Annotated in this window: 16 protein-coding genes; 9 read left to right on the top strand and 7 right to left on the bottom strand. The window is 72.2% G+C overall.

The window, feature by feature from the left end; translation table 11 throughout:
• The first annotated feature begins 263 nt into the window (after positions 1 to 263).
• Positions 264 to 1,439, top strand: a complete 1,176-nt coding sequence (locus WMF46_RS05970; protein WP_437984709.1) for a hypothetical protein — start codon at positions 264 to 266, stop codon at positions 1,437 to 1,439.
• A gap of 114 nt (positions 1,440 to 1,553) precedes the next feature.
• On the opposite strand, the gene mdh is transcribed toward WMF46_RS05970, so the two are convergent.
• On the bottom strand, positions 1,554 to 2,495 hold the full coding sequence (mdh, locus tag WMF46_RS05975; RefSeq protein WP_437984710.1) for a malate dehydrogenase: 942 nt from the start codon (positions 2,493 to 2,495) through the stop codon (positions 1,554 to 1,556).
• 128 nt (positions 2,496 to 2,623) lie between these two features.
• On the opposite strand from mdh, the gene WMF46_RS05980 reads away from it, so the two are divergent.
• Positions 2,624 to 3,586, top strand: a complete 963-nt coding sequence (locus tag WMF46_RS05980) for a phosphoribosylaminoimidazolesuccinocarboxamide synthase (protein WP_437984711.1) — start codon at positions 2,624 to 2,626, stop codon at positions 3,584 to 3,586.
• A gap of 87 nt (positions 3,587 to 3,673) precedes the next feature.
• Positions 3,674 to 3,922 (top strand): phosphoribosylformylglycinamidine synthase subunit PurS, encoded by a 249-nt coding sequence (gene purS / locus WMF46_RS05985; protein WP_437532982.1) that lies wholly within the window; start codon positions 3,674 to 3,676, stop codon positions 3,920 to 3,922.
• 30 nt (positions 3,923 to 3,952) lie between these two features.
• Here the strand turns inward: purS and WMF46_RS05990 are convergent, their stop codons facing one another.
• Together WMF46_RS05990 and WMF46_RS05995 are read right to left on the bottom strand one after the other, a co-directional pair.
• Positions 3,953 to 4,885 (bottom strand): hypothetical protein, encoded by a 933-nt coding sequence (locus WMF46_RS05990; protein WP_437984712.1) that lies wholly within the window; start codon positions 4,883 to 4,885, stop codon positions 3,953 to 3,955.
• A 140-nt stretch (positions 4,886 to 5,025) separates the two neighbouring features.
• On the bottom strand, positions 5,026 to 5,940 hold the full coding sequence (locus tag WMF46_RS05995; RefSeq protein ID WP_437984713.1) for a hypothetical protein: 915 nt from the start codon (positions 5,938 to 5,940) through the stop codon (positions 5,026 to 5,028).
• A gap of 307 nt (positions 5,941 to 6,247) precedes the next feature.
• Here WMF46_RS05995 and WMF46_RS06000 point away from each other — a divergent pair, with 307 nt between their 5' ends.
• The 3 genes from WMF46_RS06000 to WMF46_RS06010 all read left to right on the top strand — a co-directional run bounded on the left by WMF46_RS06000 (position 6,248) and on the right by WMF46_RS06010 (position 11,316).
• The gene (locus WMF46_RS06000) at positions 6,248 to 7,348 is read left to right on the top strand and encodes a hypothetical protein (protein ID WP_437984714.1); all 1,101 of its coding nucleotides are present in this window, start codon (positions 6,248 to 6,250) and stop codon (positions 7,346 to 7,348) included.
• Between the two features lie 150 nt (positions 7,349 to 7,498).
• A complete protein-coding gene (locus tag WMF46_RS06005) occupies positions 7,499 to 10,171 on the top strand; it encodes a HEAT repeat domain-containing protein (protein ID WP_437984715.1) in 2,673 nt (890 codons plus the stop codon).
• Between the two features lie 80 nt (positions 10,172 to 10,251).
• Entirely contained in the window at positions 10,252 to 11,316 is a 1,065-nt protein-coding gene (locus tag WMF46_RS06010; protein ID WP_437984716.1) for a hypothetical protein, read from the top strand.
• A 42-nt stretch (positions 11,317 to 11,358) separates the two neighbouring features.
• Here WMF46_RS06010 and WMF46_RS06015 read toward each other — a convergent pair whose 3' ends face one another.
• Both WMF46_RS06015 and WMF46_RS06020 read right to left on the bottom strand, forming a co-directional pair.
• The gene (locus WMF46_RS06015) at positions 11,359 to 11,991 is read right to left on the bottom strand and encodes a hypothetical protein (protein WP_437984717.1); all 633 of its coding nucleotides are present in this window, start codon (positions 11,989 to 11,991) and stop codon (positions 11,359 to 11,361) included.
• Positions 11,991 to 13,067: an AAA family ATPase gene (locus WMF46_RS06020; protein WP_437984718.1), complete on the bottom strand. Its 1,077-nt coding sequence runs from the start codon at positions 13,065 to 13,067 to the stop codon at positions 11,991 to 11,993. Before WMF46_RS06020 ends, WMF46_RS06015 begins: the two co-directional genes overlap by 1 nt.
• A gap of 43 nt (positions 13,068 to 13,110) precedes the next feature.
• Here WMF46_RS06020 and WMF46_RS06025 point away from each other — a divergent pair, with 43 nt between their 5' ends.
• Positions 13,111 to 13,608, top strand: coding sequence for a hypothetical protein (locus tag WMF46_RS06025; RefSeq protein ID WP_437984719.1), 498 nt, complete (start codon positions 13,111 to 13,113; stop codon positions 13,606 to 13,608).
• On the opposite strand, the gene boxB is transcribed toward WMF46_RS06025, so the two are convergent.
• Entirely contained in the window at positions 13,605 to 15,056 is a 1,452-nt protein-coding gene (gene boxB, locus WMF46_RS06030; RefSeq protein ID WP_437984720.1) for a benzoyl-CoA 2,3-epoxidase subunit BoxB, read from the bottom strand. The genes WMF46_RS06025 and boxB overlap by 4 nt on opposite strands.
• A complete protein-coding gene (boxC, locus tag WMF46_RS06035; RefSeq protein ID WP_437984721.1) occupies positions 15,053 to 16,822 on the bottom strand; it encodes a 2,3-epoxybenzoyl-CoA dihydrolase in 1,770 nt (589 codons plus the stop codon). The genes boxB and boxC overlap by 4 nt, the downstream gene beginning before the upstream one ends.
• 89 nt (positions 16,823 to 16,911) lie before the next feature.
• Here boxC and WMF46_RS06040 point away from each other — a divergent pair, with 89 nt between their 5' ends.
• A complete protein-coding gene (locus WMF46_RS06040; protein WP_437984722.1) occupies positions 16,912 to 17,802 on the top strand; it encodes a shikimate kinase in 891 nt (296 codons plus the stop codon).
• A gap of 33 nt (positions 17,803 to 17,835) precedes the next feature.
• Complete coding sequence (locus WMF46_RS06045; protein ID WP_437984723.1) at positions 17,836 to 19,539, top strand: glycogen synthase; 1,704 nt, start codon at positions 17,836 to 17,838, stop codon at positions 19,537 to 19,539.
• The last annotated feature ends 5 nt before the right edge of the window (positions 19,540 to 19,544 follow it).

Consider the following 19,544-nt stretch of genomic DNA (forward strand, 5'->3'; position numbering starts at 1 on the left):
GGTCTCGCACGGAATCACGGAATCACGGAATCACGGCAGGAGCGGGGCAGGGGAGCAGAGGGGCAGATAAACAGACGAGCAGAAAAATAGAGATGCTGAGAATCGGCGGCGCAGGGAGCGGGAAGCGTGAATGAAAAGAACCGCGGGAATCCTTCCTTTTTAGGTCCGTACGATTCGCCTTCATGCCCGAGTGTGATCTAGACACAGGCGATCAAGCCGTGCAGAGTCGACGCACCATCATGTCGACCCGGAGGACCGTGTAGATGCGCGTAGTCAACACAGCCGACATCCTCGCGATCGAGTCTCTCAAGGCGGATGAGCGCACCCTGCTGGGGCTGTTCAAGGAACTCCGGAAACATTCGGAGCTCTCGGCTTACCTGCCCGAAGTCTGCCACCTGTCCTTGCGATGGGTACGCCTGCTCGAAGGTCAGCCGCTCAGGCCTCGTGCGCTCCTAGGCAAAGGCATGCTCGTCGTGACCGAAGGCTCGGGCGAGGTCATCGGGGACTCGCCCTGCAGCGTCCAGGCGGGAGACGTCGTGATGGTCCCTCCCGGCGGGCTGCAGGGGCTCGTGGGCGGCGCGCCGGGCGGGCTCTCCGCCATATCCATCCATCTCGAGGAGCTCGACGAAAGCGAGCCTCGCTGGGACACGCCGTGTCTGTGCGCGGCGCTCGGGCGGGAGGACAGCGCGGACGAGGCGTCCCCGGATCGCGCCGTGTCCCCCGTGGATCTCCTCGTCGAGGAGAACGAGGTCCACGCGCGGGAGTTCGCGGGCAGCCCCTTGATGCAGCTCATCCGGTCCGAGCGCGCCCTCCGGGACGACGTGAAGCGGCGGATGCTCGGGGCGCTCCAGATCTGGTCGAACGCGTTCCAGAAGGTCCTGTGCGCCAGGGTCGTCTTCGAGTCGCACCCCGGGGCCATCGCGATCGCCGAGCGCCACCTCGCCGACGAGGTCGGGCACAACCGGAGGCTCTCCAGGATGCACGACCCGCGGAGCTCGCCGTCCTGGGACCGCGGCATCGCCGCGGCGTCGTCGTGGTTCATCGAGCGGATGGGCTCGGCGTCCACCGAGGAGCGGACGGTCCTCGTCCACTTCGTCATCGAGCGCTGCGCCGACATCCTCCTCACGGCGGCGCAGCAGATCTTCCCCGACTCGGACTACTTCGCGACGCACGCCGAGGTGGACGCCGAGCACTTCAAGCTCGGGCACAGCCTTCTGAAGGGCTTCCCCGGCCTGGACCTCGGCCCGCTGCGGGGCGCGCTCACCGAGGGCTGGCAGATGATGAACCTGATCTGCCAGCGCATCAGCGACATCGCCGCAGGGGAAGGCGTCGCGGCCACCGAGATGCCGGCGGGCGGCGCGAGCGCAGGCGAGCTCGCCCGCGATTCCCGGCGCGAGCTGACGGCCGTGCTGGATGGCCTCTACGGCGGTGCGATGTGAACCGCTGAAGCGCCGAGGGAGAGGGAGAGCCCTTCGCTCTCTCCTCTCCCTCCCGCTCCTGGCGCGCGTTCTCTTCGCGCGCTTCGTGACGCGCGGCGCGCCGCGCGACCGGCGCTAGCTCGCGGCCTTCACCACGTCGGTGATGCCCTGCACGCTCTTCGCGCTCTTCGCGAGCATCTCCTTCTCTTCTGCGGTCAGCGGCAGCTCGACGATCTTCTCGATGCCCTTGCCGCCGAGGATGACCGGCACGCCCATGAAGATGTCCTTGTAGCCGTACTCGCCGTCCAGGTAGGCCGCGACGGGGAGCAGCCGCTTCTGGTCGAGCAGGTAGCTCTCGGCCATCGCGACGGCGCTCGATGCGGGCGCGTAGTAGGCGCTCGTCCCCATGAGCTGGACGATCTCGCCGCCGCCCTTGCGGGTCCTCGCGATGAGCGCGTCGAGCTTCTCCTTGCTGATGAGCTCGGTCGCGCGCACGCCGTTGATCGTGCACGCCGACGGGATGGGCACCATGTCATCGCCGTGGCCGCCGAGGACCATCGCGCGCACGTCCTTCACGGACACGTTCGCCTCGCGCGCCAGGAACAGCTGGAAGCGCGCGCTGTCGAGCACGCCCGCCATGCCGAGCACGCGCTCGCGCGGGAAGCCGGTGCGGCGCTTGAACTCGTAGACCATGGCGTCGATCGGGTTCGAGATGACGATCACCAGCGCGTTCGGGCAGTGCTCCTTCGCGCCGTCGGCCACGCTGCGAATGATCGGCAGGTTCGTCGCGACAAGGTCGTCACGGCTCTGGCCCGGCTTGCGCGGGATGCCGGCCGTGACGATGAGGACGTCGGCCCCTGCACAGTCCGCCCAGCTCGAGGTGCCCTTGATCGAGGCGTCGTAGCCCAGCACGGCGCCGTTCTGCTCGAGGTCGAGCGCCTTGCCTTTCGCGAAGTCCGTCTTCTGGGGGATGTCGAACAGCACGACGTCCCCGAGCTCCTTGCGCGCGATGAGGGCCGCGAGCTCCCCGCCGATGTTGCCGGCGCCGATTAGGGCGATCTTTCTTCGGTTTGCCATGGGCGGCCCTATTACCACCCCCCCGGCCGGAGACCAACGGGGCTCCAGGGCGGGCGCGGGGGAGGGAACTCGGCCGGCGCCTTCGAAACCTGTCGACTCGGCCCGCGAGCCCGGGTAAGCCGCGCCCCATGGTCACCGAGGACGATCTGCGCACCGCGCTCGGCAGGGTGCTCGAGCGCACCTCGCTCGCGGGCCCCTTCGCCCGCTACGAGGGCAAGGTGCGGGACTGCTACACGACGCCGGACGGCCGCCGCCTGCTCGTCGTCACCGACCGCATCAGCGCCTTCGATCGCGTGCTCGGCACGCTGCCGCTGAAGGGCCAGGTGCTGAACCGGCTCTCCGCCTTCTGGTTCGAGCGCACGCGGAGCGTCGCGCCGAACCACATGATCTCCCAGCCCGACCCGAACGTCCTCGAGGCGATCGAGTGTGTGCCCCTGCCGGTCGAGATGGTGGTGCGCGCCTACGTGACGGGCGTGACCTCGACAAGCATCTGGACGCACTACGCGCGCGGCGAGCGCGTCTTCTGCGGCCACCGGCTCCCCGAGGGACTCCGCAAGAACGAGCGCCTGCCGCGGCCCATCCTGACGCCGAGCACCAAGGCGCCGAAGGGCGGGCACGATCTCTCCGCCTCGCGCGAGGAGATCCTCGCCCTCGGCACGATCGCGCCGAGCGACTTCGACGCCGCCGCCGAGATGGCCCTCGCGCTCTTCGAGCACGGCGCCCGCGCGTGCGCGGAGCAGGGGCTCATCCTCGTCGACACCAAGTACGAGTTCGGCAAGGACCGGGACGGCAACATCGTCGTCATCGACGAGATCCACACCCCCGACTCGTCCCGCTTCTGGTTCGCCTCGTCCTACGGCGAGCGCTTCGCGGCCGGCGAGGACCCGGAGTCGTTCGACAAGGAGTACGTGCGCCGCTGGCTCGCCGCGCGCGGCTTCCAGGGCGACGGGCCGATCCCCGCGATCCCGGACGAGGTCCGGATCGAGGCGTCCCGCCGCTACATCGAGGCGTTCGAGCGGATCACCGGGGCGGCGTTCGTCCCCGACCTCGAGGACCCGGCGGTGCGCATCCCGCGCAACCTCGGGGTGTGAGGCGGGCGCGGCCGCGCCCATGAATCGTCGCGGGGCGCAGGTGCGCACCGCCATCGCGTCGCGCGAAGAGCGCGTGGAGCAAAGCCAGTGAAAGCCGTCGTCAACGTCCGACTGAAGAAAGAGGTCCTCGATCCGCAGGGCGACGCCGTGAAGCGCGCCCTCACCTCGCTCGGGTTCCCCGGCGTGAAGGGCGTGCGCGTGGGCAAGCTCATCGAGATAGAGCTCGACCCCTCGCTCGGCAGCGCGCCCGACCTCGAGCAGCGGCTGAAGAAGATGGCGGACGAGATGCTCGCCAACACCGTCATCGAGGACTACGAGGTCACGATCGCGCCGTAGCCCTCGCCCCGGCCCTCGCGGGCCGGCGGCTCAGGCCTCGGGCGCGACGAGCTTCTTCGCCCAGAGGATGGCGTCCTTGCGGGCGCGGCCGACGACGAGGTGCCGCGCCAGCACGGCCGAGCGGCGGAAGCCGTTCGCGAGGAGGGCGGCGCACAGCTCTTGGTCGTCCGCGGGGGCGAAGGTGAACGTGCTCACGGCCTTCTCCTCGACGAGGCGGTCGCAGAGCGCGCCGATGGCGGCCGTCGTGGCGAGCCGCTCCGCCTCGTGGCGCGGCGGGCACAGGAGCTCCAGGAACGAGTTGCCGAAGCACGACTGCATCTCCCACGCGGCGTGCAGCGCGAAGCCGCCCCGCGCGGACAGCACGTAGCCCGTCCGCACCGCGTCGCGCCCGAACGGCTCGAAGCCCGTCAGCGCCCGCCCCGCCCGCTGCGCGGCCGCGACCGCGCGCCGCAGCTCGACGCCGCTCGCGGGCGCGATCTTGATCGCGGGCAGCGGCCGCCCCGCGGCCTCCCGGAGCAGCCGCCTCGCGCGGGCGATCGTGCGCTCCGCGAGCAGGACCGCCGGAGAGGCCGCGACGTCGTCTCCCTCGTCTCCCTCGCCGCCCTCCTCGCCGTCGCCGCTCGTGCGCAGCCGCGACGTCATCTCGGACACGACCGCCCCGAGGATCCAGGCGTCGCTGCGCTTGTAAAAGCCGGGGATCGACCCCTCCCGCGTGAACCCGAGGCGGGTCCACGTCGACACCTCGTCGCGCTCGACAAGCGTGAAGATCTTCTCGACCCCCTCGCGCTTGGCGGTCGACAGGACGAAGCTCCGCTTGGACGGCGTGGGGCCCGCGCGGAAGTCGACGATGCGGAGCGTCCGGTGCCGTCGATTGACCAGGAGACAGAGCGAGACGGAGTCGTTCCGGAACAGGAGCTCGTCGACACCGCTGCTCGCCGTCGAAGATAAGTTTGTCGCTGCCATACCCCCTCGCGCTCGGCGCAGACGTGACGCCTCGGATCAGCTGTTCATTGCAGAATTGCAAATTGCAGATCTGCAATGCCCCCTAGCAGTCGAGGCCCACAGCGTCAACGATGTCGGCGGGATCGCGGTGAGGAGGGGGCTCAGGGGGTCGCGGCGAGCCGGCTCGCGTCGGTCGCCTTGACCCCGAGGGCCACGAGCGCCTCCTGGAGCCGGGAGCGCTGGAGGGAGATGCGGGTCGGCATCCCTCCGGAGATCTTGAACGTCTCGAGGAAGTTCACCCCGCTGTCGAACCGGGCGGCGAAGGTGATGCTGTCGTTGTCGACGACGACGGAGATGGGCGCGCGCTCCTGCCCGATGAGGAGGAGCAGTGTCTTGTCGTAGGCCCCGCCCCGCTGGGAGGCGTCGACGAGGACGAGGCCCGGCTCGACGCGCTCGTAGCGGAGCGCGATCCGGCGGGTCTCGGCTTCCATGGTGGCGAGCTCGGCGCCGGCCTGGTCGATGGGAGTCCAGAGCGACGGATCGGAGAGGCCTGACGCGAGGTGCCGGACGATGAGGCCGAAGAGGGCCTGATCGCGGGGGCGGGCGCGGAGAGCTCGGTCCATGCGGGTGGCGGCCGGGCCCGGGACGCCGATGCGGGTGTCGATGGCGCGGGCGTCGTCGTCGCAGCCGGGGTAGGGCTCGACGCCGCCGCGCATCCACTTCGCGCCGCTGGCGAGGCCGTCGAAGTCGACGTGGCAGACGAGGGTGTCGACGCGCCCGGCGCGGGCGACGAGCTCCGGCGTGATCATCTCGGGGCAGGCGCCGTGCTCGGCCTTGGTCGACAGGATGAAGCGGGGGTCGCCGGCGAAGCGCGCGTGGTGGGCGCTGTCGTGGTGGTCGACCCAGGCGGCGAGCCGCGGCCCGAGGTCCTGGATGAGGGGGAGCGTGACCGTCTCGAAGCTCTTGCCCCCCGCCTCCGAGGCGAAGGCGATGTCGAGAACGGCGACGTTGCCGCGCAGATCGCGGGCGCGGGGGAGCTTGCGAGGGGAGGCGAAGGCGAGATCGAATCCGTGCATGGCGTGGCTTCCCGGAGAGGCAGGTACCGTCCAGCCGGGCGACCCGGCGCGTGCCGCGGCGGGCGCCCTGCTCCATACACCCGAAACGGTCGAAGCGCTGCGGTGGAGGACCTTTCTCGGGCGAGGCCTGAATGTTCCGCTAGGATGATCCGACCAACGGCAGGGGCGGCTCGGCGTGCCGGGCGGCCCCGCAGTGAGTGCGCCGCCGCGCAGAGCAGGCCGGCGGTTCCAGGGAGACTCGACAGCTGGGGACCGCGCTCGGGCTCGCCGCGCGAGCGGGGCTGCCGGCCTGTGTCGGAGGAAGTGGATGAGAAGCGACGTTCTGGGACTCGGTCTTCTGGCTCTTGGGGGGGTCCTCTGCGCGGGGCTCCCGGGCACGCCGGCCGTCTCCGAGGCGAAGGCAGAGCCCGCCCAGGTGGTGGTGTCGGCCGCGCAGGTGACGGGGGCGGCCGCGCAGGCGACCGCGACGGTCGTCCAGGCGGTGTCGGGGCCGGCGTGCAAGCTGAAGGGGACGGCGCCGGTGCCCAAGGGCGCCCGGCTGCATGACGCGCCGAGCGGCGGCAGGACGGTCGCGAGCTTCACCGGCGCGCTGGTCCCGATGACGCTGAGCGCGATCCCGGCGGATCCGGCGGCGGGCCGCGCGCGGCTGAGCACGTCGGACAGCTCGCCTGCGCTGCGGATCGACGGCTACATCGCGCCCACGGACGTCGCGGTGTTCACGACGCGCGACATCCCGGTCATCGCCGGGCACGTGTGGATCTCGAGCGCGCAGAAGGTGAAGCTCGTCGCGGCCACGGGCGACTCGCTGCGCGCGGAGCTCTCGATCTCCGGGACCGAGAGGCAGACGGCGAAGGCCTCGGCCCCCTGCGACGCCTTCGCGCTGCAGCGCGGCGTCTCCACGAAGATGGAGATCCCCGGCAGCGCCCGCGGGTACCTGATGAAGACGTCGACGATCGAGCTCTTCGATCGCCCGGACGGCGACGTGATCTTCACGCTGAGGATGCTGGAGGGGACGGCCCAGCTCTTCTGGAGCACCGAGGCGAAGTCCGGCTTCGTCCACCTGATGTCCCGGGGCGACCTCACGATCGACGCCTGGGCGCGCCTCAAGGATCTCGAGCCGCTGAAGAAGGGCGAGATGATGGACCAGTACATCCCGCCGACGACCGCGGTGGCCGGCGCGCAGCTGGCGCTCGACAAGGCGCCGCCGATCGTGAAGGCGACGAGGGCGATCCCGGTCCGCGCGCGGCGCGACGAGAAGGAGAAGCCGATCGGCGAGATCGAGGCCGGCGCGGAGATCTACCTGCTCGAGACGGTGGCGGGCTGGACCAACGTGCTCCCGAAGGCGCTCGGGATGACGCCGCCGGACGAGGGCGGCTTCTGGATCCCCGCCACGGAGACGCCGAAGTAGCGAGGGCGCCGCGGGCCCGCTGTGCGCGGCGGGCCCGCCTGGACGACGCGCCGCAGCGCCGGTCCGGGGGGAGCGGCGCTGTGATCGAGGCGTCAACTCTCGATCAACTCTCGAGCGGTTTCGCCGCGCCGGGCGACTAGGATGGCGCGCATGTCCAGATCGCCGTTTCGTTTCCGGCGGCCCCGCCTTGGCGCCGCGGCCGGGGTGATCGCGGCCTCCGCGGCCGTCGGTGGCAGCGCCGCCGCGCAGGTCGCGCCCGTGGTGCTCCCTCACGCGGCGGGCCAGCAGGCGCTCGCTGTCCGCATCGATCCGGGCGGGATCACTGCCCGCGCCTGTCCCGCTGCGGCGGCGTGCGCGCCCGACGGCGGTAAGGTCCTCGCCGTGCCGTCCGAGGTGGCGCCGCTGCTCGGCGGCGCGCGCGTCGTGCCGGTCACCCTGGCGGACGGCAAGCGCCTCGCCAAGATCGAGGTATCGGCCGGCGGAAAGCCGGCGGGCGCCGGCGCGCCGGAAGGCGCGAGCGGCAGCTGGGTGATGCTGCTCGCGGCGCCGCTCGCGGGGAAGGGGACGGAGCCGCTCGCGCTCTGGAGCGGCTGGACCGGCGTCGCCACAGGGGAGCACGGCGAGGGGCGGAGCGACGCCGTGGTCGTGGAGCCGCTCGGCGGCAGCGGCAGCCGTGTGCTCGTCGGGCAGCTGCGAGACGACGTGACCCTCTGCGGGCGGCCGGCGCTGGTCGGCGCGAGCGAGGTCGATCCCCGGACCATGACGCTCCTGAAGGGGGCCAGCTTCCAGAACCTCTCGGCAGAGGAGCGGCGCGCCGCAGGCAAGCTGGTCGCCGAGCGCCGTGACGCCGACGCGGCGGCGGCCGCCTTCCGGCTGCTGCGCCCGACCGCCGCGTCGAGCGCGCTCGGCAAGCGCTTCGCGGAGATCGCCGACGGCGACCCGAAGACCGCGTGGTCCGAGGGCAAGGCGGGCGCGGGCCGGGGCGAGTTCGTGTCGTTCTCGTCGGCGGACGAGGTCGGGATCACGGGCCTGGGTCTGCGCATCAAGCCGCCCGACGGCGTCGAGGGCGGCGCCGCGCCGCGCACGCTCTTCGTGGCGACGCCCGACCGGCTCTTCCAGGTGAGCCTGCCCGAGGACGCGTGGCTCAAGGAGTCCGCCGGCTACGAGGTGAAGCTCCCCGAGGAGATCAAGGCCTCGTGCATCGCCGTCGTGCTCGACGACGCGTACGCGCCGGCGGGGGCCGGGGGGGGCCGCGGCGCGCCCTCGGCTCCGGAGGTGCGGGTCACGATCGCCGAGGTCACGGCGCGCACGGCGTTCGACGGGCAGGGCCCGGCGGCGCTCGTGGGCGCGCTCGCGGGCGGCGGCGAGCGATCCAGGGCGGCGGCGGCGCTGCTCGCGCGCGGCGGACCGGAGGCGGTCGAGGCGGCGATCGCCGGCTATGACAGGCTCGACCCCGCGGGCAGGCAGCTCGCCCGGGGCGTGATCGACACGGCGCCCTGCGCGATGCAGATCCCGTTCCTCACCGCGCGGCTGGCGTCCGGCGCGTCATCGGCGGCGCAGCTCGCGCCCGGCGCGGCATCCGCGGGGCGCGCGTCCGGGTCGGCATCGGCCGCGCCGGGGCGCGCCGCTCGCGTTGCGCCGCCCGAGCCCGATCCGGAGCTCCACCACGCGCGCGATCGCATCCGCCGTTGCGGGCGCGCGGCCGCGCCGGCGCTCGCGGAGATCGTGAAGGCGGGCGCGGCCGCGGCCAGGGTCGCGGCGGCCCGCGAGCTCGCGCTCGTCGCGCCGGCCGAGGCGATCCCGGCGCTGCTCGACGCCCTCGCCGAGGCGCGCGGCGCGGCGCGGAGAGAGCTCCGGGCTGCGCTCGCGCTGGCGGCGCGGAGCGAGCGGGCCGCTTCCGTGGTCGAGGAAGAGGTGCAGATCGAGCGGCTCCGCGCCCGGCCGGAGGACGCGCAGCTCGATCTGCTGCGCGCGCTCGGGCCGGCGCTCGGGCGGGTGAAGGGCGGCGGGGCGGCGTTCCAGGCGCTCGCTTCGGCGGGCGGCGCGCCCTTCGAGCGGCGTTACCTGCTGCAAGCGCCGGCCGCGGCGCTCGCGCGCGCGGGCGAGGCGCCGGCGGAGGCGTACCTCCGGGCGTCGCTCCGGAAGGACGCGGACGCGCACGTGCGCCTCCGCGCGGCCGAGGTCGCGGCGGACGTGCCGTCGCTCGCGCAGGACCTGCTCGCGGCGGCCTCCGATCCGGACGCGCGCGTGCGCGAGGCGGCGATCGTGGCGCTCGCGCGCGCGGCCGCTGCCGGCGCGACGCTGCCCGCCGGCGCGGCCGAGGCGCTCGCGGCGCGGCTCACCTCGGACCCGTGGACGTTCATCCGGGGCGGCGCTGCGCTCGCGATCGGCGCGATGCCGGCGACGCCGGCGGGCGACCGGGCGCTCGTCGGGGCGCTCGCCGACAGCTCGCCCGAGGTGCGCCGGCACGCGCTCGACGGCCTCGGCGCGCACCGCGCGACCGCGCACATCGAGGCCGTGCGCGACCGGGCGGAGGACAAGGAGGAGGACCTCGAGGTGCGCGCGCGGGCGATCCTCGCGCTCGGGGCGATGTGCGACGCGAGCTCGGTCGACCTGTGGACGCGGCTCGCGCTCCGGGCGAAGGCGCCGATCGGCGAGCACGATCAGCGGCTCGGCTCGGCGGCGCTCGCGGCGCTCGGGTCGGTGCACCCGGCGGATCTGCCCGCGCGTCTCAAGCCGCTCCTCGACAAGGACACGCCGCACGGCCTGCGCGAGGCGGCGAGGGCCGCGCTCTCCGCGGCGCCGCAGTGCCGCCGCCGCTGACTGAGAATTGAAGGCAGGGGGCAGCAGGCCGCCAGCGATGCCCCTCGCTCTCCGCTCTCCTTCATTGGCCAACGAAACGCATGCTCAACCTTCACAAGCTGGTTCGGGACGCGCTTGTGGACGACGCCACGCACTCCCCGACCCTGCGGGGTTGCCTCGAGCGGGACGGGGCGCGCGCCTTTCGCTACTTCGACCGGATCCTGCGCAGTCGTGAAGCCTACGCCAGGGTCGGTCTCGATCTCACCGAGTTCTCTTCGCTGCTCCCCTTCGATATCTCCAGTCTGTCGACCCCGCTCCTGGTTTGTCTCGCCATGCAGCGCGACGGCTACCTGCGCCAGCGCGCCGTCTCCGCGCTCGCCGTCCGAGTGGAAGCCATCTCGCTGGCTGGCGTCGCAAACCGGATCGTCGACCCCGTTCACCAGGTCGCTGAACAGGCGTGCGATGCCTGGGCCTCTCTGCTGGCGTACTCGAGCGTCCAGCACCTGGTTTGGTGCCTCCCGCTCATCGACATGGTCATCAAGACGCCACGGGGCGCGCGCTCCAGTGTTCTGCAAGACGTCGACGGCTTCATGTCCCGCTTTCCGGACCTGGCCGTCACCGAGCTCGATCTCGCGACCCGTTCGCCAGACCAATCCTTGCGCCTGAGCGCGTTCACTCACCTTGCTCGCTTGTTTCCGAACGAGCTCACCCCGCGCCTCGCTCAAGCCCTCGAAGACGCGAGCCCTCCCGTCCGACGATGGGCAGGGCGGACCGCGCTCTCCGTCGTTCCACAACATGAGGTGGAACCTCTTCTTCGGCTGCTCGCAGACAATCGCAGCCCGTCCCTCCGACTCCTGGCATTGCGTGAGTATCGTCGGCGCGCAGACGCCGATCGCATCGAGGACGCATGCCTCGACGGCAACGCCAATGTACGCTTTTACGCTCGGCGCTACCTCCGCAAGCTCCACAGGCGCGTCGACCACCGCGACCGCGCGCTCTCGATTCTCACGAGCTCTGCCGGCCAAACAGCGCAGCTCATCGGCGCCCTCGCGGTCCTGTCAGAGTTCGGCCGCGAACAGGATCGACCTCTCATCGAGACGTTTGCGAAGGACAAACGCGCAAGGGTCGCCGCCGAAGCAGCTCGCACGCTTCGACTTCTGGGATAGCCACTACCGACCATGGCTGTTTCATCGTGAGGACGTCAGCGCTCACCTCACGACGCGCCCTGCCCGCCGCGGGAGCACCGCGCGCGCGCGCGCGAGCCACTCGCCGAGCGACGTGGCGTCCGGGGGGACCGCGTCGAGGTCGGCGTCCTCCGCCACGCGCACCATGGCGGCGCCGTCGCCCGGCATCATGCCCTTCGCAGCGAGCATCGCCTGCGCCCTGAGGGGCGACATCTCCTCGGTCGCCTTCTCCCCGAGCAGCGCGAGGATCCAGCCCCCCAGCGCCGGCGCGGCCACGCCGCCGATCACGTCGGGCGGCGAGGACAGGGCCGACGAGACGCGCCGGATGCCCTCCGCGATCGCCTCGCGGCGCGCCGGATCGCGGTCGATGTCGCGGGCGAACGCGAGGATCTCGCACCCGGCCTCCTGCGCGTCGAGCGCCGCGCCAAGCACGTGGTGCGTGTCCTCGTGGGCCGCGCCGCGCGCCTGGTACTTCCGGATGCTCCTCCACTCGCGGGCGCCGCCGACGACCCATCCGCTCGGCTGGACGCGGGAGAGCAGCGTGACGAGCACGCCGGGGTGCTTGTCCGACTGGTAGGCGGGCGCCCCGGCGCGGCTGCCCAGCTCACCCTCGCCCTCGCCGACAAGGAAGACCCGGATCCGATCGGGCGCCTTCATCACGGCCGCGGCCCTCCTCCGAGGAGCGGCGCCTCGTCCCCGCCGTTGGCGTAGCTCAGCCAGAGCTCCCCCAGCGCGTACACCCTCGCCCGCTCCTCGAAGCCCGGCGTGTCCAGGATGCGCGTTGCCCTCATCCCCCGCTCGCCCGCGCGGGTGACGACCGTGACCTCCTCCGGCTGCAGCTCGTTCACCACGAGCGGGCTGTGCGTCGCGAGGAGGACCTGGGTCTTCTCGGAGACGAGGCGCAGCGCGCGCATCACGTCGGCGATGCGCGCGGGGTGCAGCCCGTGCTCGGGCTCCTCGACGAGGAGCAGGGGCGTCGGATCGAGGTGCGGCAGCGCGGCGAAGGCGAGGTAATACAGCATGCCCTCGCTCATCAGCGACGCCGGCACCACGGCGCCGCCCTCGAGCTTCACGCCGATGGCCTTCGTCGTGGAGCTCGGGTTGGCGAGGTGGAGGCTCTTCACGCTGGGGAACAGGCGGGTGAGCTCCTCGTTCAGATCGACGTACGCCGACAGGTCGCGGCTGATGACGGCGTCGTAGACGGCCGGCAGGCCCGTGCCGCGCTCGTCGGCGAAGCAGAGCGGGTGCCCGTCGGGGATGAGCGGGTGCGGGGCCCTCAGCGCGTCGGGATCGAGGCGGAGCATCTGGGCCCCGCGCAGCGCCTGGACGATGTCCAGCGCAGGGCGCTCCGGGCTGGGCGCGCCGCCCGCGTCGTCGTCCCCGTCTGCGTCGTCGAGCAGGGAAGGGGGCTCGAGATCCCTGGGGAACGACATGGACCGGACTCGCCCCCCGGCGTCGAGCTCCACGCGCCACGTCGTGCTCGCCGCCGACACCTCGAACACGGCGCCGTCCGGGGCCTTGCTCGTGGGGCCGGCGCGCCCGAGCGTGTCCAGCGACGGCGCCCCGAGCGCCCGCTCGAGGACGGAGGAGAGCGTGCGGAGCGCCCGCAGCACCGTGCTCTTGCCGCTGTCGTTGGGCCCGATGAGCGCATGCAGCGGCGTCAGCTCCAGGGTCGCGTCCTGGACGCAGCCGTAGCCCTGGATGCGGAGCTGCTCGACGTAGGGTCGGTCCATCGAGATCGACGCCAGCATAACCGCTCGCTCCGTAGCAAGGAACTTGGCCCGTCCTCGCCAGCCCCTCTACGCCGCGGTCATGCGCCGCCTCCCGTCGATCGCGCTCGTCGTCCTCGTCGCGCTCGCCGTCCCCGTGGCCAGCGGACTCGGCGAGCGGCACGCCAGCGCCAGCGTCGCCTATGAGTCGCCTTACACCTTCGAGCAGACCTTCGGCACGGCGCTGCGCCTCGTGCGCGTCGATCTCGGCTTCAAGATCGTCGAGAAGGACGTCGCCAATGGTTACCTGCTCTTCGAGTACCGGAGCCCGGAGAGCGGCGGCAGGGTGACGCAGGGGGCGATCGAGGTGGTGGACGGCCGCGCCGGGGTGCACGTCGCCGTGCAGCTCCCGGCGATGCCGCAGTACCACGAGCAGGTGCTCCTCGACGGGCTCGTGAAGAAGCTCACCGACGAGCACGGCGACCCGCCGAAGAAGGCGCCCGCGGGCGGGGGCGCACCTCCCCCTGACGCGGGCGCGCCTTCGCCCGACGCGGGCGCGCCCTAGCCGCGCCGCACGTACTCGAAGTCGACGGGCTTGCCCTTGAGCCCCTTCGTCGGCGCCGCGATCCAGTTCGCCATCTGCTTCGGATCGAACACCGGCTTCTCCATCAGGCTCCGCACGTAGGCCTCGTCGCTCGCCGTCGGCAGCCACGCGTCGCGCCGGCGCTCCCACGCCTCCTTCGAGAGCGGGTTGCCGTCGACGTCGAAGTGGAGCCCCGCGTAGATCCCCGAGCTCCGGTGGAAGCGCCGGCTCGGCAGGCTCAGCTTGAACGACACGCCGGACGCCTCGATCACCCGGTTCATCTTGTCGATCCCGCGCTGCGAGTCGGCCACGTACTCGTCGCGCAGCACCTCGTTCATCGCGTTCCTGAGCGGCACCTCCTCGCGCCGCCAGCCGGTCACCGCGCCGCCCCCGGCGGCGGATGCCTGCGGCACCTGCGGCACGTCGATCACGTACACGCCGTCGAGCGCCCGGTGGTCGTCGTACGACGCCTCCTTCGCGCGGCCCTTCACGCTCGAGGCGAAGAACGACGCCGCGTTCGACGAGATCTCGCCGCCGAAGAGGTCCAGCGACAGCGAGTACCAGAGGTTCAGGTACTTCTGCATCGTCGGCAGATCGATGCCGCCCTCGGCGCGCGCGTCCTCGTTCGCGTTGCGCTTCATCAGCTCGCACGTGCGCTCGACGATGCGGAGCAGGCCCGTCTCGCCGACGAACATGTGGTGCGCCTCCTCGGTCAGCATGAAGCGCGTCGTTCGCGACAGCGGATCGAAGCCGCTCTCCGCGAGCGCGAGCAGCTGGTACTTGCCGTCGCGATCCGTGAAGTAGGTGAACATGAAGAACGAGAGCCAGTTCGTGCACGGCTCGTTGAAGGCGCCCAGGATCCGCGGCTTGTCCGGGTCGCCGCTGCGCCGCTCCAGGAGCCCCTCCGCCTCCTCCCGGCCGTCGCGGCCGAAGTGGCTGTGCAGGAGGTACACCATCGCCCAGAGGTGCCGCCCCTCCTCGACGTTCACCTGGAACAGGTTCCGCAGGTCGTAGACGCTCGGGCAGCTCTGGCCGAGCAGCCGCTGCTGCTCCACGCTCGCGGGCTCGGTGTCTCCCTGCGTCACCACCAGCCGCCGCAGCATGTTCCGGAGCTCCCCCGGCACCTCTTGCCACGCCGGCTCGCCCAGGTGGTCGCCGAAGCCGATCGTCCGGTCCGCCACCCGATCCGCGAGGAAGATGCCCCAGCGGTACTCGGGCATCTTCACGTAGTCGAAATGCGCCCACCCCTCGTGATCGACGCTGATCGCCGTGCGCAGGTAGATGTCGTCCGCCTGGAAGCCCTCTGGCCCCGTCTCCCGCCACCAGTCGAGGAACTTCGGCTGCCACGCCTCGAGGGCGCGCTGCAGCTTCCTGTCCGACGCGAGATCGACGTTGTTCGGGATCCTCTCCGAGTTGACGACCGCGCTCATGTCCGCCTCCAGTCGAATTCGGGGCGCTCCGGCCGCCCGTATACCGTCAGCGCGCCCCGCTGACCCACCGCATTGGGGCGCTGGAAGATCCAGTTCTGCCAGGCCGACAGCCGCGAAAAGATCTTCGTCTCCATCGTCTCGGGCCCGCAGAAGCGCAGGCTCGCCTCCATCCCGGTGAGCGCGTCGGGCGACAGGCTCACCCGCTCCTCGATCGCGAGCCGCACCTCGTCGTCCCAGTCCATCGCGTCCGGCGCGAAGGTGCAGAGGCCCTCCTCCAGCGCCTCCTCGGCGGACAGGAGGCCCGTCTTCTCCTTCAGCGCGGCCACGCGCTCCGGCGCGCCGAGGAAGCGCGACGCGAGCCGCGTCAGGCCGTTCGACATGACGAGCGGACCGAAGTTCAGCGAGCTCAGCGCAATCGACGCGGGCGCCCCTGCCTGCCCCTCGTCCCCTCCGCCGTCCAGCATGTAGGAGCGGTCCGCCGCGAGGGCGAGCTCGAACAGGCTCCCCGCGAAGCAGGAGCCCGGCTCGATCAGCGCGAACACGCTGCGCGCCGTGAGGTCGAGCCGCTTGAGCACGCGCCGCATGTGGAGCAGCACCTCCTTCACGAACCAGTCGTCGCGGCTCGCCCACAGCGCCTCGTCCGCGGCCCGCACCGCGGCGGGAGAGCCGGACGTCCGCAGGAGCACGAGGCCCACCGTCGGGTGGTTGAAGCGGAGGTCGAGCAGCGCGTCGTCCAGCTCGCGGAACGCGCGGAGCGCCCACAGGTCCGCGCCCGCCCGGCGCATCCCGGCGGCGTCGGTCGGCGCCTCGCGCGTCTCGCGCGTCTCGCGCCCTTCGCCATCCGGCCCGAGCACGCGGATCTCCGCGGTCCTGGCGGCGCGGTCCACCTTCATCGACACGTGGCGGTAGTCGCAGGTGGACACGTCGCCCGCCGTGGCGCGCCGCGCCTCGAGCGGCGAGAGCCTCACCCCGGGCCCCGCCCTGTCCGGCGTCGCCGCCGCGAGCTCGGCGGCGCGCTGGGCCACCGCCTGCTCGAAGCGGCTCTTCGGGATCGATCGATCGACGAGGCCCCACTGCTCCGCGCGCTTGCCGCGCACCCCCTCGGCCAGCGTCGAGAATACGTCCGCGAGATCGCGCCGCACCTTGCGCTTGTCGACGAGCCGCGTGAGCCCCCCGGTCCCCGGGAGCACGGCGAGCAGCGGCGTCTCCGGGAACGAGACGGCGCTGCTCCCGTCGTCGGCGAGGAGGATCTCCTCGCACGCGAGCGCGAGCTCGTAGCCGCCGCCCGAGGCGACGCCGTTCAGCGCCGCGAGGTAGCGCTGCCCGCTCTCGGAGCACGCCTCCTCGAGCGCGAGGCGCGTCTCGTTCGTGAACTTGCAGAAGTTGACCTTGAACGCGTGCGTCGACGACCCGAGCATGTAGATGTTCGCGCCGGCGCAGAAGATCCGCGGCTGCGCGCTCGTCACGACGACCGCCTTCACCTCGGGGTGCTCGAAGCGCAGCCGCTGCACGATGTCGGCGAGCTCGATGTCGACAGCGATGTCGTAGCTGTTGAGCTTCAGCTGGTAGCCGGGCCGCGCCGCCGCGTCCTCGTCGACGTCCATCGCCACGCGCGCGATCGCCCCCTCGAACGAGAGTTTCCAGTGCCTGTAACGGCCCGGCTCCGTCTCGAAGCGGAGGGGCGCGTCCTCGCCGGACGCGCCGTCTTCCCGGGCCCTGGTCTGCGGCGCCGGCGCCGCGGAAGGAGGAGAGGTGGTCGCTTCCATACCCGACGAGCCCACCACCGCGCCGGGGTTCAGTCAAGCAGTATAATTCTTGTTGGTCCGGCTTTCATGAAATATAGTGCATCGACGAGATGAAGTCCCGTCAGACATCGCGCAGGGCGCGCGCAGGCCAGGGGCCGGAGGCCGGCGCGGGGGGCGTCGCGGACGGCGCGCCGCCGATCCTCGCGCACCTCGGCGGTCGGCTCCGGCAGCGGCGGACGGAGCTCGCGCTCACCTTGCGGGAGCTCGCCGAGCTCGCCGGCGTGAGCGAGCGCTTCCTTGTGCTGCTCGAGAGCGGGCGGGCGAACGTCTCCGTGGTGCGGCTCGAGGACATCGGTCGCGCGCTGGGCACCTCGGCCGCCGCGCTGCTCTCGGCGGGCGAGCTCGGCGAGGAGGCGCCTCTGCGCGGCCGGTCGGCCGGCGAGGACGGGGGAGGGGCGGGCGAGCCCCTCGTCGCGCTGCTCGGCCTGCGGGGGGCCGGCAAGACAACGATCGGCGGCCGCGCCGCGGCGCGGCTCGGCGTGCCCTTCCTCGAGCTCGACGCCCTCGTGGCCGCGCGCGCGGGGATGAGCCTCGCCGCCCTGTTCGAGATCCATGGAAACGCCTACTACCGGCGGCTGGAGCGCGAGGAGCTCGCGCGGCTCGAAGGCGCGCGCGCCCACGGGATCGTGGCCACGGGCGGCGGCCTGGTGACCGATCCGGCGACCTTCGAGCGACTGAGGCGCTGCGCGGTGACGGTGTGGCTGCGGGCGACGCCCGAGGACCACTGGCGCCGCGTGGTCGAGCAGGGGGACGCGCGCCCCATGGCCAACCGGGCCGACGCCATGAAGGAGCTCAGGGCGCTCTTCCAGGCGCGGCGCGCGCTCTATGAGCAGGCCGACTTCGCGGTGGACACGTCGGCGCTCGGTCTCGCGCGCTCTGTCGATCGCGTGGTCAAGATCGCGCGTGAAGCTGGTAGAAGGAACGCGACGCGCTCGCCTTGAGTCGGGGGCGCGCTCCCCCTCCTTCCCATGCCCATGCCGCGCCTCAAAATTCTCTTCGTGGTGTCCGAGTGCGTCCCCTTCAGCAAGACGGGTGGTCTAGCCGACGTGGCGGGCGCGCTGCCGATCGCGCTCGCCGCGGCCGGTCACGACGTGCGCGTCGTGATGCCGGCCTACCGTGTCGCGAAGCGCTACCTCGCCCGCCAGAGCGCGCTCGCCGAGCAGCAGCCCGCGGGCAGCGAGGCCGTCGCCGCGCCGGCCGTCGCCGCGGCGGCCGCCGGCAGCGGGCTCGCCGCCTCGGCGGCCGACGCGGCCGCGTCGGCCGACGCCGCATCGGTCGCCGACGCGGCCCCGGCCGCCCCGGCGGCCGATGCCGCCCCGGCGGCCGACGCGGCCCAAGGCGGAGACGGCGAGCCCCCGGCGGAGCGCTTCGTGCCGCACCGGCTGCCGATCTCGCTCGGCGTGCCCCTCGGCGGCGGCGAGGCGTGGACCGCCGTCTGGGAGACGCGCCTCGATCCCGGGGCGCCCGGCACACCTGCGCCCCGCGTGTACCTGCTCGAGCACGACGTGCTCTACGATCGCGACGGCATCTACGGCGACGCGCACGGCGAGTTCGGCGACAACCTCGCCCGCTACGCGCTCCTGTCTCGCGGCGCGCTGCAGCTCTGCCACGCGCTCGAGTTCTGGCCGGACATCGTCCACGTCCACGACTGGCAGTCGGCGCTCGTCCCGCTCTACCTCAACGTGCTCGAGCACCGGTCGCCGCTCGCCCGCGCCGCGTCCGTGCTGACGATCCACAACCTCGGCTACCAGGGCTGGTTCAACAAGGGACAGCTCCCCACGACCGGGCTCGGGTGGGATCAGTTCCACAGGTTCTGCCTGGAGGCGTACGACAGCATCAACCTGCTCAAGGGCGGCATCTACAACGCCACGCTCGTCTCCACCGTCTCCCCCAGGTACGCGCAGGAGATCCAGACGTGGGAGGGCGGCGAGGGGCTCGACGGCGTGCTGCGGGATCGCGGCACCGACGTGATCGGGATCCTCAACGGCATCGACGATTCCATCTGGAACCCCGCGACCGATCCCCACATCGCGGCGCCGTTCTCCGCCGAGGATCTAGGCGGCAAGCGCCTCTGCAAGGCGGCGCTCCAGCGAGAGATGGGGCTCGAGGAGCGCCCCGACGTCCCGCTCCTCGGGCTCATCAGCCGCCTGGCGACCCAGAAGGGGATCGACATCCTCGCGGGCGCGCTCGACCACATCCTCTCGCTCGACGTCCAGCTCATCGTCCTGGGCTCTGGCGAGCGCTGGGCCGAGGACCTCTTCTCGCGAATCTCCGGCGCGAGCGACCGCTTCCGCGTCTACGTCGGCATGAACGAGGGGCTCGCCCACCGCATCGAGGCGGGCGCCGACCTCTTCCTGATGCCGTCGCGCTACGAGCCCTGCGGGCTGAACCAGATGTACAGCCAGCGCTACGGGACGCTGCCGGTCGTGCGCGCCGTCGGCGGCCTCGACGACACGGTCGAGAACAACGTCACGGGCTTCAAGTTCGAGGAGATGTCGTCGAGCGCGCTCGGGAACACCGTCGCGTGGGCGGTGCACCTCTACCGCGCCGACCCGGCCTACTTCCGGTCGATGCAGCTGCGGGCGATGAAGAAGAACTTCGGCTGGGCGCAAGCCGCGCGGCAGTACGAGGCCCTCTACCGCCTCGCGATCGCCCGCCGGACCGGCCGCCCGTTCTGACCGCG

The sequence above is a fragment of the Sorangium sp. So ce117 genome, from assembly GCF_051524395.1.
GTDB classification, from domain to species: domain Bacteria; phylum Myxococcota_A; class Polyangia; order Polyangiales; family Polyangiaceae; genus Sorangium; species Sorangium cellulosum_B.